Origin of the sequence: Methylophaga sp. (genome assembly GCF_965655755.1) — a bacterium.
Classification (GTDB): Bacteria; Pseudomonadota; Gammaproteobacteria; order Nitrosococcales; family Methylophagaceae; genus Methylophaga.
This window is the reverse complement of sequence record NZ_CBFHHW010000045.1, coordinates 1-10541: the sequence shown is the minus strand read 5'-3', so window position 1 is coordinate 10541 and position 10541 is coordinate 1. Positions and strand designations below refer to the sequence as shown.

At 47.3% G+C, this 10541-nt stretch carries 13 protein-coding genes; 1 reads left to right on the top strand and 12 read right to left on the bottom strand.

Features of this window, described 5'->3' with window-relative positions; all coding sequences use genetic code 11:
* From atpD to mnmG, 12 genes are all read right to left on the bottom strand, one after another.
* Window positions 1-841 (bottom strand): F0F1 ATP synthase subunit beta (gene atpD, locus ACTF5U_RS11650; protein WP_438971802.1); only part of this gene is annotated, 841 nt, incomplete at its 3' end.
* 28 nt (window positions 842-869) lie between these two features.
* Entirely contained in the window at window positions 870-1736 is an 867-nt protein-coding gene (gene atpG / locus ACTF5U_RS11645) for a F0F1 ATP synthase subunit gamma (RefSeq protein WP_438971801.1), read from the bottom strand.
* Window positions 1737-1750: 14 nt separating this feature from the next.
* A complete protein-coding gene (gene atpA, locus ACTF5U_RS11640) occupies window positions 1751-3292 on the bottom strand; it encodes a F0F1 ATP synthase subunit alpha (RefSeq protein WP_438971800.1) in 1542 nt (513 codons plus the stop codon).
* A 26-nt stretch (window positions 3293-3318) separates the two neighbouring features.
* Complete coding sequence (locus tag ACTF5U_RS11635; protein ID WP_438971799.1) at window positions 3319-3852, bottom strand: F0F1 ATP synthase subunit delta; 534 nt, start codon at window positions 3850-3852, stop codon at window positions 3319-3321.
* 12 nt (window positions 3853-3864) lie between these two features.
* Entirely contained in the window at window positions 3865-4335 is a 471-nt protein-coding gene (locus tag ACTF5U_RS11630; protein ID WP_438971798.1) for a F0F1 ATP synthase subunit B, read from the bottom strand.
* Window positions 4336-4379: 44 nt separating this feature from the next.
* Complete coding sequence (gene atpE, locus ACTF5U_RS11625) at window positions 4380-4613, bottom strand: F0F1 ATP synthase subunit C (RefSeq protein ID WP_007144166.1); 234 nt, start codon at window positions 4611-4613, stop codon at window positions 4380-4382.
* A gap of 59 nt (window positions 4614-4672) precedes the next feature.
* Entirely contained in the window at window positions 4673-5575 is a 903-nt protein-coding gene (atpB, locus tag ACTF5U_RS11620; protein ID WP_438971797.1) for a F0F1 ATP synthase subunit A, read from the bottom strand.
* A gap of 8 nt (window positions 5576-5583) precedes the next feature.
* Window positions 5584-5955 (bottom strand): ATP synthase subunit I, encoded by a 372-nt coding sequence (locus tag ACTF5U_RS11615; RefSeq protein ID WP_438971796.1) that lies wholly within the window; start codon window positions 5953-5955, stop codon window positions 5584-5586.
* 85 nt (window positions 5956-6040) lie between these two features.
* The gene (locus ACTF5U_RS11610; RefSeq protein ID WP_438971795.1) at window positions 6041-6904 is read right to left on the bottom strand and encodes a ParB/RepB/Spo0J family partition protein; all 864 of its coding nucleotides are present in this window, start codon (window positions 6902-6904) and stop codon (window positions 6041-6043) included.
* A gap of 17 nt (window positions 6905-6921) precedes the next feature.
* Window positions 6922-7698: a ParA family protein gene (locus ACTF5U_RS11605; protein WP_438971794.1), complete on the bottom strand. Its 777-nt coding sequence runs from the start codon at window positions 7696-7698 to the stop codon at window positions 6922-6924.
* A gap of 2 nt (window positions 7699-7700) precedes the next feature.
* Window positions 7701-8336 carry a 16S rRNA (guanine(527)-N(7))-methyltransferase RsmG gene (rsmG, locus tag ACTF5U_RS11600; protein ID WP_438971793.1) on the bottom strand — a complete coding sequence of 212 codons (636 nt, stop codon included), beginning with the start codon at window positions 8334-8336 and terminating at the stop codon, window positions 7701-7703.
* Window positions 8336-10219 (bottom strand): tRNA uridine-5-carboxymethylaminomethyl(34) synthesis enzyme MnmG, encoded by a 1884-nt coding sequence (gene mnmG, locus ACTF5U_RS11595; RefSeq protein WP_438971792.1) that lies wholly within the window; start codon window positions 10217-10219, stop codon window positions 8336-8338. The genes rsmG and mnmG overlap by 1 nt, the downstream gene beginning before the upstream one ends.
* 107 nt (window positions 10220-10326) lie before the next feature.
* Between mnmG and ACTF5U_RS11590 the strand changes: the two genes are divergently transcribed.
* Window positions 10327-10541: diacylglycerol kinase (locus ACTF5U_RS11590; protein ID WP_438971791.1), on the top strand; the 215-nt coding region annotated here is incomplete at its 3' end.

Sequence of the window (10541 nt, the reverse complement as noted above, 5' to 3'; positions counted from 1 at the left end):
TACGTTCTTGCAGCACACCCATTTCTTCCGCCAGAGTCGGCTGGTAACCTACCGCTGAAGGCATACGACCCAGCAATGCTGATACTTCGGTACCGGCCAGTGTGTAACGGTAGATGTTATCTACGAAGAACAGGACGTCACGACCTTCATCACGGAAGAACTCGGCCATGGTCAAACCAGTCAACGCAACACGCAGACGGTTACCTGGTGGCTCATTCATCTGACCGTAAACCAGTGATACTTTATCGATAACGTTTGAGTCCGTCATTTCGTGATAGAAATCATTACCTTCACGAGTACGCTCACCCACACCGGCGAATACAGAGAAACCACTGTGTTCGATCGCGATGTTACGAATCAATTCCATCATGTTGACGGTTTTACCAACACCGGCACCACCAAACAGACCGACTTTACCACCCTTAGCGAACGGGCAGACCAAGTCGATAACTTTAATACCGGTTTCCAGCAATTCGTTACTGGCTGCCAGTTCGTCGAATTTTGGTGCTTTACGATGGATACCCCAACGCTCTTCTTCACCAATATCGCCTTTTTCATCGATTGGCTTACCGAGTACGTCCATGATGCGGCCCAGTGTTTTCTGACCGACAGGAACGCTAATCGCTTCACCTGTGTTTGACACAGCCAAGTCACGTTTCAGGCCATCAGTGGTACCCATGGCAATCGCACGAACCACACCGTCACCCAATTGTTGTTGAACTTCCAGCGTTAAGCCAGCTTCTTCAACCATGAGGGCGTCATATACTTTAGGCAGGGCATCATGTGGAAATTCCACGTCGACTACCGCGCCGATAATTTGAACAATCTTTCCAGAGCTCATCTCGCTTCCTCTTAAATATCTATATCAGTTATACCGCAGCGGCACCTGCAACAATCTCGGAGATCTCTTGCGTAATCGCAGCCTGTCGAGCTTTGTTGTAAACCAGTTGCAAGTCGTCAATAAGGTCACCCGCATTGTCTGACGCGCTTTTCATCGCAATCATTCGAGACGCTTGCTCACAGGCAATGTTCTCTACAACACCTTGATAAACCAAAGACTCAATGTAGCGGACCAGTAAATCATCCAATACTTCTTTTGCATCCGGTTCGTAAATGTAGTCCCAGTGATGGGACAGCTCTTTGCTAGGCTTTTCAGGTTTTGCCGGCAGCAGGCGAACCACTTTGTCATCCTGAGTCATGGTGTTCACAAACTCGTTATAGACAAGGTATAAGCTGTCGATTCTGCCTTCATTGTAAGCATCCAGCATAACTTTGACTGTGCCGATCAACTCATGAGCATGCGGTGCATCCCCCAGTTGAACAGCTTGACCAACATGATCTACTGGCAGTCTGCCGAAGAAAGAAGATGCTTTCTGACCAATGGTGCAGACATCCACTTCCATACCTTTGTCAGACTTTTCTTTAATTTCTTTCAGAACTGTCTTGAACAGGTTGTTATTAAGACCACCACATAGCCCACGATCAGACGAAATCACGATGTAGCCAACACGTTTGGTTTCTTCACGATCCTGCAAGTACGGATGTTTGTACTCAGGATGGGCAAAAGCCAAATGTTGAATAACATTGTAAATCTTGTCTGAATAAGGACGTGTCGCTGCCATGCGATCTTGAGCCTTACGCATTTTACTCGCGGCAACCATCTCCATAGCAGAAGTGATTTTCTGCGTATTTTTGATGCTGCCAATTTGAGTCCGTATCTCTTTACCGCTAGCCATGACTTATGCTCCGATTACCAGCTTCCGGTTTTTTTAAAGCTCTCGATTGCTGTGCGCATTTGGCCCGCAATGTCGTCATTAAAGTTACCGGTGTCGTTAATTGTCGCCATCAAGTCAGCTTCGTTTGAACGCATGTTAGAAAGCAAGGCTGATTCAAAGTCGCCTACTTTGTTTACGTCAACATCGTCAATGAAACCTTCGTTTGCTGCGAACAGCGAAATAGCCATTTCAGCAACTGACAGAGGTTGATACTGAGCTTGTTTCATCAGTTCGGTGACACGTTGACCACGACTGATTTGAGCACGTGTTGCTTCATCAAGGTCAGAAGCGAACTGAGCAAATGCTGCCAATTCACGGTACTGAGCCAGGTCAAGACGAATACCGCCACCCAGTTTCTTGATGATTTTCGTTTGAGCAGAACCACCTACACGTGATACCGACAGACCCGCGTTAATCGCTGGACGGATACCTGAGTTAAACAAGTCCGTTTCCAGGAAGATCTGACCATCTGTAATCGAGATTACGTTGGTCGGTACGAACGCGGATACGTCACCCGCCTGGGTTTCGATGATAGGCAGAGCAGTCAATGAACCCGTTTTGCCTTTCACTTCACCATTAGTGATTTGTTCTACGTAGTCTGCGTTGACACGAGCAGAACGTTCCAGCAAACGTGAATGCAGATAGAAAACGTCACCAGGGTATGCTTCACGACCCGGTGGACGACGCAGCAATAGAGATACCTGACGGTAAGCCCATGCTTGTTTAGTCAAATCATCATAGATGATTAACGCATCTTCACCTTTATCACGGAAGTACTCACCCATGGAGCAGCCCGCGTAAGGTGCGATAAATTGTAATGCAGCAGAGTCAGAAGCAGCAGCCGCTACGATAACGGTGTGTTCCAGCGCGCCGTGCTCTTCTAATTTACGAACCACGTTCGCAATAGAGGAGGCTTTTTGACCAATCGCAACATAAACACATTTAACGCCTGTGCCTTTTTGGTTGATGATGGCATCAATAGCGATGGCTGTTTTACCGGTTTGACGGTCACCGATGATCAACTCACGCTGACCCCGACCAACAGGAATCATCGCATCGATCGATTTCAAACCCGTTTGAATTGGTTGGTCGACTGATTGACGAGCGATAACACCAGGAGCCACTTTCTCGATTGGAGAAGAGCTTTCGGCGTTAATCTCACCTTTACCATCGATTGGTTGACCCAGCGAGTCAACAACACGACCCAGCATGCTTTCGCCTGTTGGTACTTCAAGAATACGACCTGTACATTTAACTTTGTCGCCTTCTGAAAGATGTTGATAGTCACCCAGTACAACCGCACCGACTGAGTCACGCTCAAGGTTAAGAGCCATACCAAAGGTATTGCCCGGAAATTCCAGCATTTCCCCTGACATAACATCGGCTAAGCCATGAATACGAACGATACCATCACTTACACCGACAATAGTACCTTCTGTACGCGCTTCAGTGGCCCCATCAAAGCTTTCGATACGCTTTTTAATCAGGTCACTGATTTCTGCTGAATTCAGTTGCATCTCTGTTTCCTCTATAAACGGGCCGCTTAGTTAATAGCGTTGGCCAGTCTGTTCAGTTTACCCAAGGCAGATCCATCAATAACCAGATCCCCTGCTCGAATGATTGCGCCGCCCAGCAAGCTTTCATCAATGCTGGTGTTGAGCGAGACATCACGTCCCAAACGCTTTTTCAAAGCGGCTGAGATTTTATCTGCTTGTTCGGCTGATAATTCACGCGCTGATATGACATCAGCAGTCATCGATTTTTCAGCTTCTTCGCGCAGCTCTTCGAACAGAACGGTTACATCTGTCAAAAACAACAGACGATCATTTTCTGCCAGTAACAGTAAGAAGTTTTTCGCATCAGCTGTCATCAAGTCACCGGCAATGTCTGCCAATACTGAAACAGCCTGCTCATCACTTACTGCAGGGCTGGTAATTATGGATTGCATCTCTGGTTCTTCGACGCATTGCGCCAGAACCGCAAGCAGGTCAGACCACTTCTTCAACTCGCCTTTTTCCTGTGCAATCGCAAAAATGGCGGTTGCATAGGGACGAGCGATGGTTATTGCTTCTGCCATCCTAACTTTCCTCTATATTTGACTTACCAATTCGTCAAGCAAATCGGTGTGGGCCTTTTCATCAATTTCACGGCCAAGAATTTTGCCTGCACCTGTCAGCGCAATACTGCCAACCTGTGCTTTCAATTCATCGCGTGCACGGTTTGCTTCCTGATCAATCTCGGCTTTAGCCGATGTCAGAATGCGCTCACCTTCAACGCGGGCATTATCCTTAGACTCATCCACAATTTCGTTACCACGACGTTGCGCTTGCGAAATAATCTCATTCGCTTGGTCTTTGGCTTCGTGGATAACTTGCTGTGCACGTTTCTCGGCCAGCTCTTGTTCATGACGGCCTCTTTCTGCAGCAGCAAGACCATCAGCAATTTTCTTCTTACGCTCTTCAAGCGCTTGCATGATGGGCGGCCATACATATTTCATGCAGAAGGCAACAAAGACTGCAAAAGCAATCATCTGGCCTATCAAGGTTGCATTGATATTCATGCCTGTACCTCTATTTAATCGCGATTAGGAAGTGCTTAACTGTCTTAACCAGCAACCGCGAACAGAACGTACATAGCCAAACCAACAGCGATCATAGGAACCGCGTCGACCAGACCCGCTACCAGGAAGAACTGTGTACGCAGCATTGGCACCAACTCAGGTTGACGTGCAGCTGCTTCCAGGAAGCGTCCACCCAACAGACCAACACCAATCGCAGCACCCAATGCGCCCAAGCCGATCATCAGAGCACCAGCAATGTAAACTAAACCCATATCCATTTTTCTCTCCTACAAATTTAAGTAAAGACTAAAAATAAAAAATTAAAACCCATTAAACATCAATGATGTTCTTGATGTGCCATATCCAGATACACCGTTGTGAGCACCATAAAGATGAACGCTTGTAGTGTGATAATCAGAATGTGGAAAATCGCCCAGCCGACCTGTAACAGACCAGCAAAAGAACCCAATACCAGACCTGCGCCATACATCGTCGCGATCAGTATAAATACCATTTCACCGGCATACATGTTTCCGAACAACCGCAGGCCAAGTGAGAATGGTTTCGCAATCAAGGTAACGGTTTCCAGAACCAAGTTGATAGGCAATGCCCATTTACCAAATGGTTGGAAAGCCAATTCACCAGCGAAGCCACCAACACCTTTGATTTTGAAGCTATAAAACAGCATCAAGGCAAAGACAAAAAGGGCCATACCCAATGTCGCGTTCGGATCGGTTGACGGTACAATTTTGAAGAAAACATGGTGCGGGTCAGCGCCAAATAACACCGCCGCACCCTGTGCTACTGCCATCGGTATCAAATCAACCGGAATCAAATCCATCAGGTTCATCAGAAAAACCCAGACGAAAATGGTTAATGCGAGCGGTGCAATAAGATTGTTTTTACCACCGGAGAAGGAGCCTCTCACAGTATCATCGATGAAGTCTATGATCATTTCCGCGAAGTTTTGCATGCCAGTTGGCACACCGGCGGAAGCTTTTTTGGCTGCGCTGCGGAAGAACCACATCATCAGCGCGCCGAGTAGGAAGGACATAAACATGGTGTCAACATTGATCGACCAAAAGCCCATGTTTGCGGCTTCTTGTGCGGATGTCGCGAAGCCTAATTCACCTGAAGGAGCCCAGACTCCAGGCTCTATTTCTGTTTGTTTCTGCCCAAAAGTCAGATTTTGAAGGTGATGCTTGATGTATTCTGATGTAGTAATCGTTTCACTAGCCATGTTCGGTTTCAAGCCCGGTTAGTATTTCCCAAAAACATCGCAAGTTGCGCAACAATGAAGCCGACCATCAACGCTGTAATATTCAATTCCAGTAGGAAAATACCGGTACCAAACATTATTACAGTGCTGAGCCAACGTTCTGCTACACACCTGTATGCTCTACCTAGATTTTTCTCGGCATCGGCTCCTGCAGTCTCCACTGCTCTGCGGATATGCCATATCATTAACAAAGTATTGATAACTGCAATCGAAGCGCCGAAAGCCGCTGCAAACGCCAGCTCAATCCCCTGCCACCATGCAGATAAAGTCATTAGCACCAGTGCCATTACCTGCCACGTAACAATACGTATCAGTGGCCGTAAGCGAGCTAATCGTTCCATTTTTATCCGCAGGATTTAAATTTGCGTCAAGCAAATCAGGACATTATAGAGACTCACCGCTTGGGCGGTCAATGAAATTTTCGACTTACTTTATTCTTTTAATCAGTTTTTTCAATTCATCCATATTGGTGTAATTGATAACTAGTCGCCCCTTTCCACTAGCCGTATGCTTAATACTCACTGCGGAATCGATTTTTTGTTTAATCGCTGCCTCGATTGCATGGATTTCATCCAGGTCACGGTCTGACTGTTTTTGCTGACTTTTTTTCGGATTGAGCACCCGTCGTATCAGCTGCTCTGTCTCCCGCACAGACAAGCCTTTTTCGACAATCTGTCCAGCAGTCTCGGTTTGAGTGTCACCTTCCAATGCCAACAAGGCACGGGCATGCCCCATTTCCAGGTCACAATTTTCGACCAGTTTTTTTACATCCTCATTCAGATTGCGAAGACGTAACAGGTTGGTCACCGCGGCACGTGATTTACCGACAGCCTCGGCAGCCTGTTGATGAGTCATTTCAAACTCTTCAAGTAACCGGCACAGCGCGTTGGCCTCTTCCATTGGGTTGAGATTTTCGCGTTGAATATTTTCAATCAGTGCCATCGCTATTGCACTGCGATCTGACACATCCTTGATCAGGACCGGTACAACTTCAAGGCCAGCCATACGCGATGCACGCCAGCGGCGCTCACCGGCGACGATTTCATATTGACCACCATCAACGGGACGAACGACAATGGGCTGGACCAGTCCCTGCGCGCGAATCGAGTCAGCCAGTTCTTCCAGCGACTCCTGAGACATATCCATACGAGGCTGATATTTGCCCGGTTGAATCTTATCCAGAGGAAAGTTTTGCAGACTATCATCCAGGTCGACTTTGCTGTCTTGCTGATTGACATCTGCCAGCAGGGCATCAAGCCCTCTGCCTAAACCTCTTTTTTTACTCACCATGGCAATATCCTGTTATTTCAGCCGTTTGTTTTTGTTTGTCTTCGCATCAATTCACTGGCAAGGGCCATGTACGCTATCGAGCCACGCGAGCCCCGGTCATAGTTTAATACAGGCAAACCATGGCTTGGTGCTTCTGCCAGACGTACATTCCTGGGAATAATGGAATGAAACACCTTGCCACCAAAATGATTGATGAGTTGGCGAGAAACCTGATTCGCCAGATTATTACGGGCATCAAACATCGTTCTCAACAAACCCGTAATTTCCAGCGTTGTATTGGCTTTTTGTTTGACCCGATCAATGGTTCTTAACAGTGAGGATAAACCTTCCAAGGCATAATATTCACACTGTATGGGGATTAAAACGCCTTGTGATGCGACCAGTGCATTTACGGTAAGCATACTTAATGACGGCGGACAGTCAATCAGAATGAAGTCATATTTCTCGCGGGTGGACTCGAGCGCAATGCGCAGCCGATGTTCGCGTAACTTACTTTCCAGCAACTCGACTTCGGCTGCTGTCAGGTCTGAGTTAGTAGGCATAACATCAAAATCCAGCCCCTCCGGCCTGATGATGGAATCCATCGCCTTGGCTTCCGCCATGATGACTTCGTAACTGCTATTTTTGATTTCGTTTTTGTCGATCCCGGAACCAGTTGTAGCATTACCCTGCGGGTCGAGGTCGATGAGAAGCACTTTTTTACCATACTCGGCGAGTGATGCGGCTAAATTAACCGTCGTAGTGGTCTTACCCACGCCACCTTTCTGGTTTGTCACTGCGAATATGTTTCCCATTCTCAGTCTTTATCCTTAATCAGTCTCACCAAATGTCGTTCGCCATCACATCCTGGCACCTTAAGCGTCACTACATCATCCAGCCGGAACTCAGTAGAATCAAACTGTAGTTCTTCTGACGGATAAACACCTTTCATCAGGACCAGTTGACCACCCTTTTTGCAATGCTGACCCGCCAGTTTCACAATGTCATCAATGCTGGCAAATGCACGAGCAGTGATAATAGCAAACTTGGGTAAAGATACCTGTTCCACACGACCATGCACAACTGTGACGTTGTTCAGGCCAAGCTCTGCTTTCACTTGGTGCAGAAAACGGGTTTTTTTGGAGTTACTGTCCAGCAGCGTAACTGCGCAATCAGGATGGACAATCGCTGCAGGAATACCCGGCAAGCCACCACCGGTGCCCACATCCAACAAGCTGGCCGCATCAAGGTAGGGTAAAACAGAAAGGCTATCAATAATATGCCGCGACAGCATTTGCGCAGGATCCCGGACAGAAGTGAGGTTATAGACCTTATTCCATTTTTGCATCAACGCAAGATAATCCAGCAGCTTTTGCTGCTGTTCCATATCCAATACTAAATCGAGCGCTTCACAGCCTTTTTCCAGCTGCGATTCTAATGCTGCGTCTGCCATTAACTGGCTTCGCTCAGACCGCTTCGTTTTAAATGCACCAGCAACAATGATACTGCCGCAGGCGTCACACCGGAAATGCGTGCCGCCTGCCCCAGATTTACAGGGCGTGCATGCTCCAGTTTTTCCCGTACTTCATTGGATAAACCACGTACATTTTTATAATTCATGTCTGTTGGCAATGCCATATTTTCGTTACGCTGCAGACGGTCAATCTCATTTTGCTGACGGTTGATGTAACCCGAATATTTGGTCTGAATGACTACCTGTTCAGCCACATCATCAGCGACTTCCTGCTCACTCTCCATTAATCGAAGCAGCATCGCATAATCGACTTTAGGACGACGTAATAGCTCGATTGCACTGGTCACCTTGTTGAGCTTCTCGCCCAGAACCGATTCCGCTTTGGTTTGATCGATTTTTTCCGGTACGAATTTGTAGCTTTGTAGACGCGCATTCTCCTTTGCGACTGCGTCCTGCTTGGTACTGAATACTGCCCAGCGCTCATCATCGACAATCCCTAACTCCCGTCCTATCGGCGTCAGGCGAATATCGGCATTATCTTCGCGTAACATCAGACGATACTCAGCACGGCTGGTAAACATGCGATACGGCTCGCGCGTGCCTGATGTGATCAAATCATCGATCAATACACCTATGTAGGCTTCATCACGGCGTGGATACCATGTATCCATACCTCGTGCTTTCAAGCCAGCGTTCAAACCAGCGATCAGCCCCTGAGCACCGGCTTCTTCATAGCCGGTTGTACCGTTGATCTGACCGGCAAAGAACAAGCCTTGCATATGCTTGGTTTCAAGCGTTGGTTGTAAATCACGGGGATCAAAAAAGTCGTACTCAATTGCATAGCCCGGACGAGTGATATGGGCCTTTTCCAGACCTTTCATCGAACGCACAATCTCATATTGGACGTCGAACGGCAGACTGGTTGAAATGCCGTTTGGATAGACCTCACCACACTCTAAACCTTCAGGTTCAAGAAAAATCTGATGGGCTGATCTGTCTGCAAAGCGAACCACTTTGTCTTCTATTGAAGGACAGTAGCGTGGACCGATACCTTCAATTTCACCGCCATACATAGGTGAGCGATCCAGATTATTGCGAATAACCTCATGAGTTTGTTCATTAGTATGGGTGATATAACAGGAAATCTGATCAGGATGATGTTCACGCTTGCCCAGGAATGAAAACACTGGTGTCGGTGAATCGCCCGGTTGTTCCGTCAGTACTGAAAAATCAATGCTATTGGTTGCAATACGCGGTGGCGTACCTGTTTTCAGACGATCAACCCGGAATGGTAATGCCCGTAGGCGCTGTGAAAGAGCAATCGATGCCGGATCACCGGCACGACCACCCTGATGATTTTGCATACCAATATGAATCAACCCACCCAGGAACGTACCAACTGTCAGCACTACTGATTCTGCAGAGAATCTTAAGCCGACTTGCGTCACCACACCGACAACACGATCATTTTCTACAACCAGATCGTCAACAGCTTGCTGGAAGATATACAGATTAGGTTGGTTTTCCAGGTAGGCACGCACAGCAGCTTTGTAGCGAACACGATCCGCCTGAGCACGGGTTGCTCTCACTGCCGGCCCTTTGCTTGAATTCAAGGTACGGAATTGAATACCGCCGCGGTCCGCTGCTTGAGCCATAATGCCACCCAGCGCATCAATTTCCTTCACCAGATGGCCTTTACCAATGCCACCAATTGCCGGGTTACAGCTCATTTGACCTAAGGTTTCGATATTCTGAGTCAACAATAATGTCTTCACGCCCTGACGGGCAGACGCAAGCGCTGCTTCGGTTCCGGCATGGCCGCCACCGACAACAATGACATCAAAATGATCCTGGTAACTCATAACGCACCAACAAACTTAAATAGAGAAAAAGATGGTAATTTTAACATGCTGTTAATAATGTTTGTTTACTATTCAAACATTTAAGCAACTGACATACTGAGGAATTTATGGAAAAGAACCGTGGCATCGCTCGTCTGTTCTATGCGCTCATCTACTCTTGGCAGGGACTGAAGTCCGCTTTAAAACACGAGGAAGCATTCCGTCAGGAATTTATGGTGTTTATCGGTCTCACGATTTTAAGCTTTTTTTTGGATGTCACCGCTGTCGAGCGTCTGATCATGATCAGCACAGTAGTCTTGGTGATGATTGTCGAAGTATTGAA